Genomic DNA, 16,972 nt, shown 5'->3' on the forward strand with positions numbered 1-16,972 from the left:
TTCTGACCGGTTATTCCGTTACTGACCGCAGAATTTACGCGATCCTTACAACATTTTATGGCCAGGGATGCGCTAAACGCCTTGTTCAAAATACGTCATAGATCCCGGTAGAAAGATAGCGATCGCCGCGATCGCAAATAATCGCCACCACCTTCGCCCCGGGCGTTTCTTTCGCAATCGTTAATGCACCAGCCACCGCTCCCCCGGAACTCATACCACAGAATATCCCCTCGCAACGGGCCAGCTGCCGCATGGTCTCTGTGGCCAGCGTTTGTGACATATCGATTGTCCGGTCAACCCATTCAGCTCTGAAAATACCCGGCCGGTAAGCGTCTGACCAGCGGCGGATGCCGGGAATTTGAGAGCCTTCTTCCGGCTGTAAGCCTATCACCTGCACCGCAGGATCCTGTTGTTTCAGATAACGTCCGACCCCGGTGATCGTTCCGGTCGTCCCCATGCTGGAGACAAAATGTGTCAGTCTGCCTGCCGTTTGTTGCCAGATTTCGGGCCCCGTGGTCCGGTAATGGGCCAGCGGATTATCCGGATTATTGAACTGATCAAGCACTTTCCCTTGCCCGTCGGCTGCCATCTGCAGTGCCAGGTCACGGGCCCCTTCAATGCCCCCCTGCTCCCGGCTGACCAGTATCAATGTTGCTCCGTAAGCCTTCATTGCCGCCTGACGCTCAAGGCTCATATTATCCGGCATCAGTAATACCATCCGGTAACCTTTCATCGCAGCAATCATTGCCAGAGCAATGCCGGTATTACCGCTGGTGGCTTCGATCAGAGTATCGCCGGGAGTGATCTCCTGACGAGATTCGGCCTGATGGATCATCGAGTAAGCCGCTCTGTCTTTGACCGAGCCGGCCGGATTATTCCCTTCGAGTTTTACCCAGACTTCGCTGCCATTATCCGGAGCCAGCCGTTGCAAACGAATAAGGGGGGTATTACCGATAGTATTTTCCAGAGTTATCACGGCGAGTTACCTGCACAGAGAAACGAAAACAGCCTGGTCACGATAAGCACCAGGCTGTTTTACAGACAATGAAATGAAAATATCAGGCGCTTTTCGCAAAGGCAACAGGTTGTAACCTCTGCTCCCCCCGATAGACACGTGCGTTCTGAACACCGATATACAGCGTCTGACCGCGGACCGGAGGGGCAGATGACTGCTCACTCACCAGGGTCAGAGGTTCACCCGTCCAGCCCAGCGGTTCGGCGATGATTTGCCAGTAGTGCCCGCGCGGGCTGGCTTCCAGCACTTTAACTGCCAATGGTGTGCCGACGGAAGGCTCATGACGAATTTCCGCTTCCCAGGGACGCAAAAATAGCGCCACCTCCCCTTCAACACCGGACGTGTCATTCAGCGGCCAGGACTGCCCGGCGACCTGTAAGGCACCGCCTGTGATGTGGCCGTCAAAACGGTTCACTTCACCGAGAAATTCGAGCACAAACCGGGACTCAGGCTGCTGCCATACCTGCTCCGGCGTCCCGGTTTGTTCAATATTGCCCTGACTCATCACCACTATCCTGTCCGCCACTTCCATGGCTTCTTCCTGGTCATGGGTCACGAAGACGCTGGTAAACTGCAACTCTTCGTGTAACTGACGCAACCAACGGCGCAGTTCTTTACGTACCCGGGCATCCAGTGCGCCAAAAGGTTCATCGAGTAACAGAATTTGTGGATCAACCGCCAGCGCACGGGCCAGTGCAACACGCTGTTTCTGCCCGCCGGAAAGCTGTGCCGGATAGCGGTTAGCCAGGTGCGAAAGCTGTACCATTTCCAGCAGGTTGCTGACTTTCTTTCGGATGTCAGCCGCCGCGGGACGTTCGCGGCGTGGCAAGACGGTCAGCCCGAAAGCAATATTGTCGGAGACCGTCATATGGCGGAAAAGCGCATAGTGCTGAAACATAAATCCGACATGGCGATCCCGCGCATGCAGGTGACTGACATCCCGCCCGTGAAACGAAATTGCCCCGCTGTTCTGGTGCTCCAGCCCCGCAATAATGCGTAGCAGAGTCGTCTTACCGGAACCGGACGGCCCCAGCAGAGCTACCATTTCACCGGAAGCAATATCCAGCGATACATCGTTCAGTACCGATGTTTTGCCAAAAGATTTATTAATTTTCTCAATATTAATGCTCATAATTGCCGTCCTGTTGCTGGCGCTGGTGCTGACGTTCCAGTCGCCATTGCAGTGCGCTTTTCAGAAAAAGTGTAACGATAGCCATTAAAGCCAGTAACGCGGCGGCCGTGAAAGCACCGACGGTATTGTAATCCTGGTGGAGTAATTCCACCTGCAGAGGCAGGGTGTAGGTTTCACCGCGTATGGAGCCGGACACCACGGACACGGCCCCGAACTCTCCCAGCGCACGGGCATTGGTCAGCACCAGACCATACAACAGGGCCCAGCGGATATTCGGTAATGTCACCCTGAAGAACATCTGCCAGCCATTGGCTCTCAGTAATACTGCCGCTTCATCTTCCTGGTTCCCCTGACTTAGCATGACCGGAACCAGTTCACGGATAACAAACGGGCAGCTGATGAAAATACTGACCAGCACCATGCCAGGCCATGCAAACATGACCTGGATATTATGGGCATCCAGCCAGTGCCCCGCGGGACCATTAATCCCCCAGAACAGCAGATACAGCAGTCCCACCACGACCGGGGACATGGCAAACGGAATGTCATACAACGTCAGCAATAACTGCCGGCCAGGGAAATTAAAGCGGCTCACCAGCCAGGCCAGCAACGTACCGAAGACCAGATTCACCGGTACAGTGATCAATGCAATCATCACGGAAAGCCAGATAGCGTGCAGCATGTCCGGGTCTTCCAGATTATGCAGCGAGGCCAGAACCCCCTTTCCCAGCGCCTCCCATAAAATGGAGATCAGCGGGATCACCAGGATCAGCACAGACAACAGGACGCCCACGGTGATCAGCAGATATTTCCCCCACGGGAGTGATTTTTTAAAGGCAACAGACCCTGTCGTGATATCGCTCATCAGTGACCTCCGATACGACGACCATAACGGCTCTGCAGCACGTTAATGGCAAAAAGTAACAGTAATGATGCCGCCATAATAACGGAGGCAATCGCACTGGAGGCCGGGAAGTCAAACTCCTGCTGACGAATAAAAATCATCAGTGAAATCACTTCGGTTTTCCAGGCAATATTACCGGCAATAAAGATCACCGCGCCGAATTCTCCCAGGCTGCGGGTAAAAGAGAGCGCAGTCCCTGCCATCAGAGCCGGTGCCACCTCCGGCAGGATCACCCGTAAAAACGTCTGCCAGGGTCTCGCCCCCAGCGTTTCAGCCGCTTCTTCATATTCCGGCCCCAGCTCTTCCAGTACCGGCTGTACCGTTCGGATCACAAACGGCAGACTGGTGAAGGCCATCGCCACAGAAATCCCAAGCCAGGTGTAGGCGACTTTAATGCCATGCTCAGCCAGCCAGTGCCCGTACCAGCCGGACGGGGCCAGTAATCCGGCCAGGGTCAGACCCGCCACCGCCGTCGGTAAGGCAAAAGGCAAATCCATCAGACCATCAAGAAACGTTCTGCCGGGGAACCGATAACGGGTTAAAATCCAGGCCATCAGCATGCCAAAAAAGGCGTTAAATATCGCCGCCACCGCCGCCGACTGCAGGGTGACTTTATAAGCCACCACCAGTTCCGGGTCGGTGATCACATGCCAGTACTCTGACCAGGTCATCTTTGATAACTGAATGAGTAATGCACTTATCGGTAATAACAGGATCAGACAGGTAAAAAACAAGCTGGTCCCTAAACTTAATCCAAATCCCGGTAATACCCGCTTATGACGCTTTCGTATCATTACTTATGTCCTGCTGACTGCAATTGATCAAACTCTCCGCCGGTAGCGAATTGTGTTTTCATCACCTGCTCCCAGCCACCAAACTGATCCTCAACACGGAACAGGGTGACTTCAGGGAAGCGGGCTTTATTCTCCGACATTAACTGTGGATTATTGACCCGGTAGTAAAAACGGGTCAGCACTTTTTGAGCGGCCGGGCTGTAAAGAAAATTGAGATACGCTTTCGCGGCCGCCGTATGGCCCTGCTCAGCCACATTTTTATCGATCCAGGTCACGGGAAACTCCGCCAGAATATTGGTCCGCGGCACAATCACTTCATAACCGGCGTCAGGGTACTGCTGACGAATGGTGTTGATCTCGGATTCAAAACTTATCAGCACATCCCCGATGCCGCGTTCAGCAAAGGTGGTGGTGGCACCGCGTCCGCCGGTATCTAATACCGCGACATTGCGGATAAACCGGGTCATAAACGCCCGGGTCTTTGCCGGATCGTTACCGTCAGCTTTTTCGGCCGCCCCGAGGGCAGCCAGCCAGGTATAACGCCCGTTACCGGAAGTTTTAGGATTAGGAAAGACAAGACTCACCCCGGGCTGCGTTAAATCCGCCCACTGATGGATATGCTTCGGGTTTCCTTTACGGACTAAAAAAGCCATGGTGGAATAAAAAGGTGAGCTGTTATCCGGCAAGCGCTGCTGCCAGTCCGCCGGGATCAGATGGCCTTTATCATGGAGGATTTGCACATCCGGGACCTGATTATAGGTCACGACATCTGCGCGCAGCCCCTGCAGGATGGTCAGCGCCTGACGGGAAGAGCCGCCATGTGACTGGCGGAGGATCAGAGGGTCATCCGGATGTGCCTGATCCCATTGTTTTTCAAACAACGGGTTCAGCGCACTGAATAACTCCCGGGAAACATCATAAGAACTGTTCAGCAGAGTCGTCGCCTGAACAGTGCTGACGAACGCCAGCGACAATAACGCCGCACCGGCCCATTTTTTTCCTGAGAGATCCATTAAATTACCCCTGAGTACCCACGCGACACCCGATAGCCGCATAATCAGTGTATTTATTTCTCAGGGGAAAGCTGTAGCAGTTTTATATACTTTTTATTGCTTTCAAAGTCTAAAATTGCATAAGGATAGCCGGAGGATGGCAAACAGCGCGCGGAAAGAGTGTGCCCCGCCTGCCATGCACCGGCCATCGCCAGTAAGCACGGGCAGGCAGATGCACGAAAGCCCGCCAGTAGCGTCAGAGCGCGTCAAGCTGTGCCAGCGACGGGGCGTAATAATAGCTCCCGGTCACCGGTTTGGAAAAACGCAGTAATCCGTCAAACTTGCCATCGGTTTCCCCGAACATACTCAGCAACTGCTGTTCAATATTGTGCAGGCGAGCACAATAGGCAATAAAATAAAGCCCGTGAACACCGCTGACGCTGCCGTAAGGAAGACTCTGACGCAAAATTTTCAGGCCCTTACCTGCTTCTTTCAAATCCACCCGGCTCACATGGGATGTGACAGGACGTTCATCAGCAGGCAGTTCTTCGCTGGTGTCTTTGGTACGGCCGATAATGGCTTCCTGACGGTTGACCGGCAATTTATTCCACTGCCCGAGATTGTGCTGCCAGCGCTGAGTGAAGACGTAACTGCCTCCGGCATCTTCACCGTTTTCAATAATTGCCACCTGACGGCGGCCATCCCCCTGCGGGTTTTCGGTACCATCAATAAAACCACTGAGGTCACGATCCTCGATCCAACGGAAACCTTGTGTTTCCTCGTTGATGTCCAGCAGCCCGGCAAACAGTTCACAGGCAATCTGACCGAGAGCGAAGTTTACATCGTGGCGTAAAGACTGAATATGAATCAACAGGTCACGCTGGGTCGCAGGTGCCATCCCTTTCCCCAGCGGGGTAAAGTCTTTCAGTTCAGGGGCAGAAGTGGCTGAAGGATGCAGGTCACGCCACAACCCCGGTCCGAAGGCAATCACCGAACTGAGCACCGCATCAGGAAATTTTTGCTGTAATTCCTGTTGTCGGGCGAGAAACTGCCGGATGTTCGGCCCTAATTGCGTCAGGTCTCCGCTGACACTGGCTTCAAGCCAGATAGCAGCACGGCAATGTTCCGGCAGAATGCCGGTCTGAAAATGCGTCACGTTATAATCTCCGGTATGACCAAACAGTCTGTATTTTGGGATTATGATACCGGAAAAACAAAATAATAACCTGTCACAGAGCAGGGATATGCTCAGTCATCCCTGCTCTGCAGAGCCGGCTATTGCTGCCAGATAATTTTAGTCAGGGTCCAGTTTTTCAGCGTCGCATCGGCAGGCATAATGCCTTCCGGACCATGTCCTTCTCCCCGGAAGATATACTGTATATTTCCGGCAACAGGAGAGCGGCACTGAACACTGTCACCGTTATCCGCTGACTGACAGTGACCAAAGGCCTGGCTGAAAATGGCAGAGAACGGGCTGCCAATATGTACACCGTCAGCAGTAACGATCGCCGGGTCGGTGACGGTGATCCTGGAAATCGTGCTCTGTCCCTGAATCTCCAGCATAACCTGTCCCTGCTTCAGCGCCTGCCAGAAAGTCACAATATCTCCGTTTTCTGTCCCCATCCCCTGACGGAGGTGATAATCGCTCCCCAGCGCCTGATGAATAGCTGATCCGTCCATCGGCGTCAGGCTGTTCAGTCCGCCAACCCCCTGCGCGGTGACTTTCATCGTGCTGCCAAACCAGTGCCACGGCAGCACCGATGACCAGGAGTAGGTCAACGGGTTCCACCAGTGAACGCTGCTTTCTGTGACTGTGCTCTGGCCGGAGCCGGCACAACCGGCAAGTAACATCGCACTGGTCAGCAGTGCGGTTTTTAACAATTTCATCGAAGTTTCTGTTCCTTACGCATTCAGCTAATGGCTGATTGGAGTCATAAAACATCAGAAAGTTTATTCGCCGGAAACATTCTCCGCACGGAAGCAGTCACGCAGACGGCGATCGGTCACTAGCCAGATCGCGGATAACAGATCAAAAATCAGCAAAATTAACGGGACCGGTGACTGTTGCAATAACGTATAACTGAACTGCAGAAGTTGCCAGCCGAAAGTGAAGAGTGCTGCAGCGACTAAGGCCCAGCGCCAGGCAGCCCAGAAGCGGGGGAATTGCTGACGGCGACCGGACAGCAGAAACGCCACCGCAGCCACCAGGCCAAATGCCAGCCCCGGATAGAACCCCTGTTGATCGGGGTAGAACAGCGTCAGCAGTTCATTACCCTGTTGCCGGGAGGCGCCCGCCAGGACCAGAACTATCCAGGTTCTTGCCTGTAAAATCAGAACCAGCCAGAACAGGACAGGCAAGCGAAGTTGCCCTTTGCTGTCATAATTTTCAGGTGAATAATGAATCAAGGGTAATCTGTGGCCTCGTTCTGTGCCTGCGGTGGGCAGACAGATCAGTATTCCCGGTCTTCAATCAGGCGTTTACCCAGTACTACCGAGTCACCGATTTCATATTCCAGCTTTTCGTAAAACCCGAGAACCACATCGTTCTCTTCACGCACCATCAGATTGATTTTCGGACAACCTCTGGCCACCAGTTTTTTTTCTAACCGGGTCATCATGGCATTGGCAAAACCACGACCGCGATAGTCAGGATCCACCCCCAGATAATACACGGAGCCGCGATGACCGTCATAGCCGCCCATGACCGTGGCGACAATCTCACCGCCCAGCACAGCGACCAGGAAAAGATCAGGATCATGGCTCATTTTACGTTCGATATCCATTTCCGGATCATTCCATGGGCGCAATAAATCACAACGTTCCCAAAGCGTAATAACTTCGTCAAAATCTTCCTGGCGAAATACCCGTATTTCCATCGCCGATGCCCCTTTACATTACAAATATCCGCTGATTATGGCGTTTTCCGCCTTCACTGCAAGCCTCAGGCATGAAACAAAGCCGAAAATTCTGATATTTGTAAAGAACAGAACTGCAATACTCCGTAAAAGGCTGAAATATTTGCTTTGTCGCAAAAGTGTGGTTGTTACGATATAACACCATGGTATTAACTAAATAATTACCAGGATGGAACTGCAGATGAAAAAATTGTCCCCGATGAAACAACTGGTGAACCGCCGCCAGCTACTCTTTTCCGGTCTGGCATTGGCAGTGCTGTCACCCAAGGCGGTACTCGCCAAAGAGCCTGATCTCAGAGCGCAGGCAGCCCATACGCCACAGCCCCATAAGCCGGCTAAAAACGGTAAGTTTATCGTGATGCTGGACCCGGGCCATGGCGGGATCGACTCCGGTGCCGTCGGTGAAGAAGGCTCCATGGAAAAACATGTGGTGCTGGAAATTGCCGGGAACGTTCGTCAGATGCTGAATAATCACCCGTATATTGAAGCGCGGATGACCCGTGACACCGACCACTTTATCCCGCTGTATCAGCGTGTGGAAATCGCCAGCCAGCACGGGGCTGACCTGTTTATGTCTATCCATGCTGACGGCTATACCAGCCCCGAAGCTCATGGTGCCTCTGTCTTTGCTCTCTCTAACCGCGGAGCAACCAGTGCAATGGCCCGCTATCTTTCAGACCGTGAAAACTCTGCCGATAAAGTCGCCGGGATCAAAGTGGAGGAAAAAGACCATTATCTGCAGCAGATCCTGTTTGACCTGGTCCAGACCAATACCATTAAAAACAGCCTGACGCTGGGTAAACACGTGATTGAGCGTATCCGTCCGGTTCATCATCTGCACAGTCAGGTCACTGAGCAGGCCGCTTTCGCCGTGCTGAAATCACCGTCTATTCCTTCTGTGCTGGTGGAAACCTCGTTTATTACCAACCCTTCAGAGGAAAAGCTGCTGGGAACGACGGTCTTCCGGCGCAAAATTGCCGGGGCAATTACGGAAGGGATCGTGAACTATTATAATGAGTCAGTAGTCCACAATCGCCGGGTAAGTTAGGTATAATCCCCGCAAATCCCTTAACAAATGAAGTGATATGAACGCTCCCGACAAGAACCAGGTAAAAGAATTCCTGCTGTCATTGCAGGATAAAATCTGTCAGCAACTGGCTGATGCTGATGGTAAAACAGGCTTCAGCGAAGATGTCTGGCAGCGTGAAGGCGGCGGCGGCGGACGTTCACGGGTCTTGCGTGAAGGGGCTGTCTTTGAGCAGGCAGGCGTTAACTTTTCTCATGTTTCCGGGACTCACCTGCCGGCATCGGCCACGGCACACCGGCCTGAACTGACAGGTCGCAGTTTTGAAGCGATGGGGGTTTCGCTGGTTATCCATCCGCATAACCCCTATGTCCCTACCAGCCATGCCAATGTCCGCTTTTTTATTGCTGAAAAACCCGGCGCTGACCCTATCTGGTGGTTCGGCGGTGGCTTTGATCTCACGCCTTATTACGGTTTTACAGAAGATGCTGTGCATTGGCACCAGACCGCGCGGGATATTTGCCAGCCGTTTGGTGACGACGTCTATCCCCGCTATAAAAAATGGTGTGATGACTACTTTTACCTGCGCCACCGCGATGAACAGCGCGGCATTGGCGGATTATTCTTTGATGACCTGAACAGCCCGGATTTTGACCACTGCTTCGCCTTTATGCAGGCGGTCGGGCTCGGCTTTACAGAAGCCTATTTGCCGGTTGTCGAACGTCGTAAGTCTCTGAGCTGGGGCGAGCGTGAACGTCAGTTCCAGTTGTACCGCCGCGGACGTTACGTAGAATTTAACCTGGTCTGGGATCGCGGTACCCTGTTCGGTTTGCAGACCGGCGGACGAACTGAATCCATCCTGATGTCAATGCCGCCGCAGGTACGCTGGGAATATAACTACCAGCCGGAAGCGGGCAGCCCTGAAGCGGAATTGTATGAAAAATTCCTACCGGTAAAAGACTGGCTCTGATCCCCGCGCCTTTTTCTGACGGGAGATAACGCTTTATCTCCCGCTTTCCCGCCTTCTTTAATTTCCCCTGTTGCTACTATCGGAGAAAACGTATTTTCTTCCCGGAAAAACTACGGCACAGTGTTAAATTACTGTTACGAGTCTTTCCGCTTTTCGCCGGGAGGCTCGCTTCTGAAGGACGAGAACCGGGCTATGAATTCGCTTGACGCATTAACAGAGTTTACGACGTTGGTCGCTGACAGTGGCGATATGACCTCTGTGACTGAGTATCAGCCTCAGGACGCCACAACCAACCCTTCCCTGATCCTCAGGGCAGCCGCATTACCCGACTACCAGCCACTGATCGCCGAGGCGCTCCAATATGCGAACCTGCAGGGGGGGAACCGGGAAACCCGTATTATGAACGCCAGTGATCGGGTCGCAGTAAACGCCGGTGTCGAAATCCTGAAATATATTCCGGGACGGGTCTCCACCGAAATCGATGCCCGCCTCTCATTTAACCGCGGACTGTGCGTTTCCCGCGCAGAAAAACTGGTCAAAATGTATGAAGATCAGGGCGTGGATCGCTCCCGATTGCTGATTAAACTGGCCGCGACCTGGGAGGGGATCAAAGCAGCAGAAACACTGGAGCAGAACGGTATTCAGTGCAACCTGACTCTGCTGTTCTCCTTCGCCCAGGCCCGGGCCTGTGCTGAAGCCGGTGTTTATCTGATCTCCCCGTTTGTCGGGCGTATTTACGACTGGTATCAGTGTCGTTCCCCTGACTCCTCTTATGTTGCAGAAAACGATCCCGGCGTGAAATCAGTACGGGAAATTTACGACTATTATAAGAAACATCGTTATATGACGATCGTGATGGGTGCCAGCTTCCGTAAACCGGAACAAATCCTTGCCCTGGCCGGTTGTGACCGGTTAACGGTATCACCGGAATTACTTCGGGCGCTGAAAGACTCAGAGGTCAGCGTTGAACGTCAACTGGTCCCCTCTGTAGAGGCGTTCCATCAGCCAGCCCCGCTGGCCGAAGATGAATTTCGCTGGCTGCATAATCAGGATGCGATGGCCGTCGAAAAACTGGCTGAAGGTATCCGTCAGTTCGCTATCGACCAGCAAAAACTGGAAGATATGCTGGCAGCCCGGCTATAGTTTTTGTATCCATTAACTTTTTATTAACCAACTGGAATGCACTATGCCCTCTCATAAAGAACTCGCGAATGCTATCCGTGCCCTCAGTATGGATGCCGTACAAAAAGCCAAATCCGGTCACCCGGGTGCCCCGATGGGCATGGCTGATATTGCCGAAGTGTTATGGCGTGATTTCCTGAACCATAACCCGCAGAACCCGTCCTGGGCCGATCGTGACCGTTTTGTCCTGTCTAACGGCCACGGTTCCATGCTGATTTACAGCCTGCTGCACCTTACCGGGTATGATCTGCCGATTCACGAACTGGAAAACTTCCGCCAGCTCCATTCCCGTACCCCGGGCCACCCGGAATACGGTTACACCCCGGGCGTGGAAACCACCACCGGGCCGCTGGGACAGGGCATCGCCAATGCGGTCGGTTTTGCCATTGCTGAGCGCACTCTGGCTGCCCAGTTTAACCGTCCGGGCCACGATATCGTCGACCACTACACCTACGCGTTTATGGGTGATGGCTGTATGATGGAAGGGATCTCTCACGAGGCCTGTTCACTGGCCGGTACCCTGAAACTGGGTAAACTGATCGCTTTCTATGACGACAACGGTATTTCCATCGATGGTCACACCGATGGCTGGTTTACCGACGACACCGGTACACGTTTTGAAGCCTATCACTGGCATGTGATCCGCGGTATCGACGGCCACGACCATGATGCTATCCGCCGTGCGGTGGAAGAAGCACGCAGCGTAACTGACAAACCGTCACTGCTGATTTGCAAAACAACGATCGGTTTCGGTTCGCCGAACAAAGCCGGTACCCACGATGCCCACGGCGCCCCGCTGGGTGACGAGGAAATTGCACTGACCCGTAAACAACTGGGCTGGAACTACGCACCATTTGAAATCCCTGACGATATTTATGCGGCCTGGGATGCCAAAAATGCCGGTTCTGAGAAAGAGCAGGCGTGGGATAAGAAATTTGCTGCCTACCAGCAGGCTTTCCCGGCGCTGGCTCAGGAATTTGTCCGTCGTACCCGTGACAAACTGCCGGAAAACTGGCAGGAAGAGTCACAGAAATATATCGAACAACTGCAGGCAAACCCGGCGAACATCGCCAGCCGTAAAGCCTCACAGAATGCGATTGAAGCGTTCGGTAAACTGCTGCCGGAATACCTGGGCGGTTCAGCGGACCTGGCCCCGAGCAACCTGACGATGTGGTCCGGCTCTAAACCGATTAACGAAGATGCCGCAGGTAACTATATCCATTACGGTGTGCGTGAATTCGGAATGACCGCGGTGGCGAACGGTATCTCCCTGCATGGCGGCTTCCTGCCTTACACCGCAACCTTCCTGATGTTTGTGGAATATGCACGTAATGCTGCGCGTATGGCAGCCCTGATGAAAATCCGTCAGGTGCTGGTCTATACCCATGACTCTATCGGTCTGGGTGAAGACGGTCCGACTCACCAGCCGGTCGAGCAGCTGGCCAGCCTGCGTACGACTCCGAACATGAGCACCTGGCGTCCGTGTGACCAGGTGGAATCTGCGGTGGCCTGGAAATACGCTATTGAACGTCAGGACGGCCCGACCGCACTGATCTTCTCCCGTCAGAACCTGGCGCAGCAACCACGCAGTGCAGAGCAGCTGGCGAACGTGGCCCGCGGCGGATATGTACTGAAAGACTGTGACGGCCAGCCGGAACTGATCCTGATTGCCACCGGTTCAGAAGTCTCTCTGGCCGTCGCGGCGGCAGAGCAGCTGAGCGGACAGGGCCGTAAAGTCCGTGTTGTTTCGATGCCGTCAACGGATGCCTTTGATAAGCAGGATGCGGCTTACCGTGAATCGGTACTGCCGGCGGCAGTCACCGCCCGTGTGGCTATCGAGGCAGCTATCGCTGACTTCTGGTACAAATATACCGGCCTGAACGGTGCAATTGTCGGTATGACCAGCTTCGGTGAGTCCGCGCCGGCGGATCTGCTGTTTAAAGAGTTCGGCTTCACCGTAGAAAACGTGGTGGCGAAAGCTAACGCGCTTCTGTAACTCTCCCGCTCCCCCTTTTCGTCACAGGAAGGGGGAGATTTTTAAAAAGCGTAACGATCCTCATATCAGGATACATAAAATCCCTGATTATCCTCTTTCCGCCAGCGTTAAACCCTTTAAACTATCCCTTTCCCGTTATCCACTGATTTTCCACGGACATTATCGATTGAAAAAGCACGCATCACTTATACTGGCGCTGGCTGGCTCACTTTATTCATTATGCAGCCAGGCACAAGCCAACCCGTCACCGGAACTGACGTCTCAGATTACCGACCGTTATGCAAATCAGATTTTTCATGGTACCCGGGCCGCCGGTATGGCTGTCATGGTTATCGATGGCAATCAGCGGGTCTTTAGCAGCCTGGGAGAAACCCGGCCGGGAAATCGTATCCGTCCGAAGAAAGATTCACTGGTCAGGATAGCGTCCCTGAGCAAACTGATGACGACCGATGTACTGGTTCATCTCGCCGAATCCGGTCGGGTTCACTTTAATGATCCGCTGAGCCGCTATGCGCCAAAAGGTGTGGTCGTCCCGTCCTGGCATGGTAACAGCATCCGGTTAATCAACCTGGCGACCCACAGTGCCGGTCTTCCCCGTGAAATGCCGGGCGGCAGACCGAACCGTCCGGTCTTTGTCTGGCCGGTACGCAGCCAGCGCTGGGCGTGGCTTGCCCATGCCAGACTGCGATACTCACCAGGGACTGAAGTGTCCTATTCCAACCTCGGTTTTGACTTCCTGGCCGATGCCCTTTCACGGGCTGCCGGTAAGCCTTACCCTCAGTTACTTCGTACACTGGTCACCCGTCCGCTGGGTATGAAAGATACCACGTTCACCCCATCAGCGGACCAGTGTAAAAGGCTGATGATCCCGGATGAGAACGCCAGTCCGTGTGATAATACGCTGGCCGCCATCGGTAGCGGAGGCGTCTATTCCACTCCTGAAGATATGGGACGCTGGATGCAGCAGTTCCTGAGCGCTGCCGGTCATCCGCGTTCACCGTTAGCGCCGGACCTGCAGAAAATGATTTATCCGCGTTCTTCGCTGCTGCGTGTCAACGGGATGGATGTCGCAGGCCGGGCCGATGCCATCGGTATGGGATGGCTGCATATGCCTGCGGAAGGCGCGAGACCTGCACTGCTGGAAAAAACCGGCGGAGGGGGCGGATTTATGACCTATATCGCCATGTCACCTGAACATAATGTGGGGGTATTTATCGTGGTCGCCCGCACCGGTGCCAGCCATTTTATGCCGATGAGTGATGGCGTAAACGAACTGATCACCGCACTGGTCCGTAATCACCGCCGCTAGATTCCGGCGTCTGCGGGCAGAGTTCTGTCCGCAGACAGTGATGACCATAATACCGGCCAGTCGCTGGCGGTGTGCCAGTGGTCACAACCGCTTTCACTGCTGAATTTCTCCAGTACAAATTTCTGCCCGTCGTAATGCCAGTGGCTGGCCGTTCCGCAATCTCCCAATGCCCTGCCCCATAACAATGTTGTCAGCTCACGGTTTTGCGGATCATAACGAACATTGGTCAGGTCAAAACCTTGCGGATAATTAAACGGCAGACGAAATCCCAATCGGCGGGCAATCAGCGGAGCCTGGCGACTGATTTTATACGCCTGGTAGAAGGTATTGTACGCCGCACTTTCACAACTGATCAGCATCAGGGCCTGGGTGTTACTCAGCGCTGCGAGCTTAATCTGCCGGAAAACCGGGGCCAGCGGACAACTGTCCACATCTATCTGTGAAATCGCATAATCTGCAAAATCTCTGCTTTCCGACGCGGTCAGTGGCGTGACCGGTGCGGGCTGACTGCCTTCCACGGTCAGTGTCGGGGGTGTTTCCGGCAAAGCTGGTGTTGGCGGCACGGCTGACTGGATTTTGTCAGCTTCGGCGATGACTGCTGCCAGAGCGGTCAGAGATATCCCGCTTCCGTCAGGCTGGCCGGCGGTCAGCCGGTTTCCATGGATCAGTGCCGTCAGTGTCTGCTGCGCGGCCTCAGGATCATCAATCAGCAAAGCCTGACGGCTCTCCTGCGACGGAACCGGCGCCAGAGGCTGGTTATCTATCTTCAGTCGTTGTATCAACGGAGTGTCTGTCGCAGACAGCGCGCTGTGCGGATGCAGTTCAACGTGCAGCCAGCTTACCGGTACCCGGGAAGAGGTCCGGTAAAAACTGATCATTAATCCGCCATCATTGTTCAGATTCCGTCCCTGACAGACCGCAAAATTATCACAGGTTAATTCCCATCCCGAGATAATTGTCTGAACCGGTTGTACCGCATGGCTGGCACCTGCCGGGAACAATAACGATAACAAAAGAATTTTATAGAGTTGCATAACACTTTACCGGGGAAGGAGGCCGGACTGAATCTTCCGGTACCGACGAACCAAACAGGAATGATCCGGAATGCTCTGGTGCGTCTCAATAAGAATCATCGGACTCTTAGCAGGATCGGGCTATGACTATTTTAATCATCGCCTGACTGTTACCGATAAAAAAACCTGCCAGTGGCAGGTTTTTCGTCTCAGGAGGTTCCCGGGATCAGAGCTTATCTTGCGGCGCGCTCTGCAGATGATCATGCTGTTGTGCGGCAATCGCATGAACGCGTTTGCGAACGCCGAACCAGCCGGCAATCAGGATAATCATAATCAGCGGAATAGAGGCAATGGTATAAGTCCCGTTAGGGTAATCAAAGGCCATCAGCACCAGCACACCGAACAGGAATAATAAGGTCAGCCAGGAGGTGAACGGAGCCCCCGGCAGCTTGAAGCTGATATCTTCTGCTTTCCCTTCTTTTATCGCCTTACGCAGTTTCAGCTGACATAACACGATAAAGCCCCAGGAAGAGATAATGCCCAGTGACGCCACATTAAGGACGATTTCGAATACCTGGGAAGGCACCAGATAGTTAAGCAGTACCCCGAAAATATAGACCCCGATGGTGACCAGAATGCCCGCGTAAGGGACCTGCTGACGGTTCATGCGGGACATAAACTTCGGCGCAGAGCCGCCCATCGACATGGAGCGCAGAATACGGCCGGTCGAATAGAGGCCGGAATTCAGACTGGACAGCGCCGCACTCAGTACCACGATGTTCATAATGCTGCCGATATACGGGATACCCAGTTTTGAGAAGAACGTTACAAACGGACTCTCCCCGGACTGATAGGCATTCCAGGGCAGTAACAGCACCAGCAGGACCACGGAGCCGACATAAAACAGTCCGATACGCCAGATAACGCTATTGATCGCTTTGGGTACCATGATTTTCGGGTTTTTACACTCGCCTGCGGCAGTACCTACCAGCTCAATCGAGGCAAAAGCGAACACGACGCCCTGTACCAGCACCAGTGCCGCTAACAGTCCATGCGGGAATAAGCCTCCGTTATCCGTGATCAGATGGAACCCTGGCTGGCCTCCCGCCAGTGGCTTACCACTGCCGAGAAAAACAACACCGACAATCAGGAACACGACGATGGCGATGACTTTAATCAGCGCAAACCAGAATTCCATTTCGGCGAACCACTTAACACCCACCATGTTCATGGTGCCGACCACGGCTAAGGCACCTAACGCGATAACCCATTGCGGAACATCCCCGAAGGCTCCCCAGTAGTGCATATACAGCGCCACCGCGGTGATATCGACAATCCCGGTCATTGCCCAGTTAACAAAATACATCCAGCCGGCCACGTAAGAGGCTTTTTCTCCCATGAACTCACGGGCATAAGAGACAAAACTTCCGCTCGACGGGCGATGCAATACCAGTTCACCCAGAGCACGGAGGATGAAAAAAGAAAAAATACCACAGACCAGGTAGACCAGAGCCAGTGCAGGCCCGGCGGCCTGTAAGCGAGCGCCAGCCCCCAGAAACAGTCCGGTACCAATCGCACCACCAATCGCTATCATCTGCACCTGTCGGTTACCCATTTCTTTACGGTAACCGGCATCGTGTGAATTAAGCCATTTACGCTTTGCCGCTCGTAATTCTTCGGCTGTTTTTTTTGTATGTTTCATAGTTATCCTGTTTGTCCTGACCAT

The 16,972-nt window shown here is 53.7% G+C and carries 16 protein-coding genes; 5 read left to right on the forward strand and 11 right to left on the reverse strand.

Features of this window, described 5'->3' with window-relative positions; all coding sequences use genetic code 11:
* Positions 1-85 precede the first annotated feature (85 nt).
* The 9 genes from cysM to CG67_RS14230 all read right to left on the reverse strand — a co-directional run bounded on the left by cysM (position 86) and on the right by CG67_RS14230 (position 7,713).
* Entirely contained in the window at positions 86-976 is an 891-nt protein-coding gene (gene cysM / locus CG67_RS14190; protein ID WP_025903595.1) for a cysteine synthase CysM, read from the reverse strand.
* 82 nt (positions 977-1,058) lie between these two features.
* Complete coding sequence (gene cysA, locus CG67_RS14195; protein WP_025903596.1) at positions 1,059-2,147, reverse strand: sulfate/thiosulfate ABC transporter ATP-binding protein CysA; 1,089 nt, start codon at positions 2,145-2,147, stop codon at positions 1,059-1,061.
* On the reverse strand, positions 2,137-3,012 hold the full coding sequence (gene cysW / locus CG67_RS14200) for a sulfate/thiosulfate ABC transporter permease CysW (protein ID WP_025903597.1): 876 nt from the start codon (positions 3,010-3,012) through the stop codon (positions 2,137-2,139). The genes cysA and cysW overlap by 11 nt, the downstream gene beginning before the upstream one ends.
* On the reverse strand, positions 3,012-3,845 hold the full coding sequence (gene cysT, locus CG67_RS14205; protein WP_025903598.1) for a sulfate/thiosulfate ABC transporter permease CysT: 834 nt from the start codon (positions 3,843-3,845) through the stop codon (positions 3,012-3,014). The genes cysW and cysT overlap by 1 nt, the downstream gene beginning before the upstream one ends.
* Entirely contained in the window at positions 3,845-4,858 is a 1,014-nt protein-coding gene (gene cysP / locus CG67_RS14210; RefSeq protein ID WP_025903599.1) for a thiosulfate ABC transporter substrate-binding protein CysP, read from the reverse strand. Before cysP ends, cysT begins: the two co-directional genes overlap by 1 nt.
* A gap of 235 nt (positions 4,859-5,093) precedes the next feature.
* Entirely contained in the window at positions 5,094-5,993 is a 900-nt protein-coding gene (locus CG67_RS14215) for a Dyp-type peroxidase (RefSeq protein ID WP_025903600.1), read from the reverse strand.
* 119 nt (positions 5,994-6,112) lie between these two features.
* Positions 6,113-6,724, reverse strand: coding sequence for an RpoE-regulated lipoprotein (locus tag CG67_RS14220; protein WP_025903601.1), 612 nt, complete (start codon positions 6,722-6,724; stop codon positions 6,113-6,115).
* Between the two features lie 63 nt (positions 6,725-6,787).
* Positions 6,788-7,243, reverse strand: coding sequence for a DUF2919 domain-containing protein (locus CG67_RS14225; protein ID WP_029990919.1), 456 nt, complete (start codon positions 7,241-7,243; stop codon positions 6,788-6,790).
* A gap of 44 nt (positions 7,244-7,287) precedes the next feature.
* Complete coding sequence (locus tag CG67_RS14230) at positions 7,288-7,713, reverse strand: GNAT family acetyltransferase (RefSeq protein WP_025903603.1); 426 nt, start codon at positions 7,711-7,713, stop codon at positions 7,288-7,290.
* 220 nt (positions 7,714-7,933) lie between these two features.
* On the opposite strand from CG67_RS14230, the gene amiA reads away from it, so the two are divergent.
* The 5 genes from amiA to ampH all read left to right on the forward strand — a co-directional run bounded on the left by amiA (position 7,934) and on the right by ampH (position 14,233).
* Positions 7,934-8,800: an N-acetylmuramoyl-L-alanine amidase AmiA gene (gene amiA / locus CG67_RS14235; RefSeq protein ID WP_038011145.1), complete on the forward strand. Its 867-nt coding sequence runs from the start codon at positions 7,934-7,936 to the stop codon at positions 8,798-8,800.
* Positions 8,801-8,837: 37 nt separating this feature from the next.
* Positions 8,838-9,746, forward strand: coding sequence for an oxygen-dependent coproporphyrinogen oxidase (gene hemF, locus CG67_RS14240; RefSeq protein ID WP_025903605.1), 909 nt, complete (start codon positions 8,838-8,840; stop codon positions 9,744-9,746).
* Positions 9,747-9,938: 192 nt separating this feature from the next.
* The gene (gene tal / locus CG67_RS14245) at positions 9,939-10,889 is read left to right on the forward strand and encodes a transaldolase (protein ID WP_025903606.1); all 951 of its coding nucleotides are present in this window, start codon (positions 9,939-9,941) and stop codon (positions 10,887-10,889) included.
* A gap of 43 nt (positions 10,890-10,932) precedes the next feature.
* The gene (gene tkt / locus CG67_RS14250; RefSeq protein ID WP_025903607.1) at positions 10,933-12,924 is read left to right on the forward strand and encodes a transketolase; all 1,992 of its coding nucleotides are present in this window, start codon (positions 10,933-10,935) and stop codon (positions 12,922-12,924) included.
* Between the two features lie 166 nt (positions 12,925-13,090).
* Entirely contained in the window at positions 13,091-14,233 is a 1,143-nt protein-coding gene (gene ampH, locus CG67_RS14255) for a D-alanyl-D-alanine-carboxypeptidase/endopeptidase AmpH (protein ID WP_025903608.1), read from the forward strand.
* Here the strand turns inward: ampH and CG67_RS14260 are convergent.
* Both CG67_RS14260 and ansP read right to left on the reverse strand, forming a co-directional pair.
* Positions 14,230-15,267, reverse strand: a complete 1,038-nt coding sequence (locus tag CG67_RS14260; RefSeq protein WP_025903609.1) for a DUF1176 domain-containing protein — start codon at positions 15,265-15,267, stop codon at positions 14,230-14,232. The two genes, ampH and CG67_RS14260, sit on opposite strands and share 4 nt — an antisense overlap.
* A gap of 205 nt (positions 15,268-15,472) precedes the next feature.
* Positions 15,473-16,948: an L-asparagine permease gene (ansP, locus tag CG67_RS14265; RefSeq protein WP_025903610.1), complete on the reverse strand. Its 1,476-nt coding sequence runs from the start codon at positions 16,946-16,948 to the stop codon at positions 15,473-15,475.
* Positions 16,949-16,972: the final 24 nt, after the last annotated feature.

Origin of the sequence: Tatumella sp. UCD-D_suzukii, from assembly GCF_000611875.2 — a bacterium.
Classification (GTDB): Bacteria; Pseudomonadota; Gammaproteobacteria; order Enterobacterales; family Enterobacteriaceae; genus Tatumella; species Tatumella ptyseos.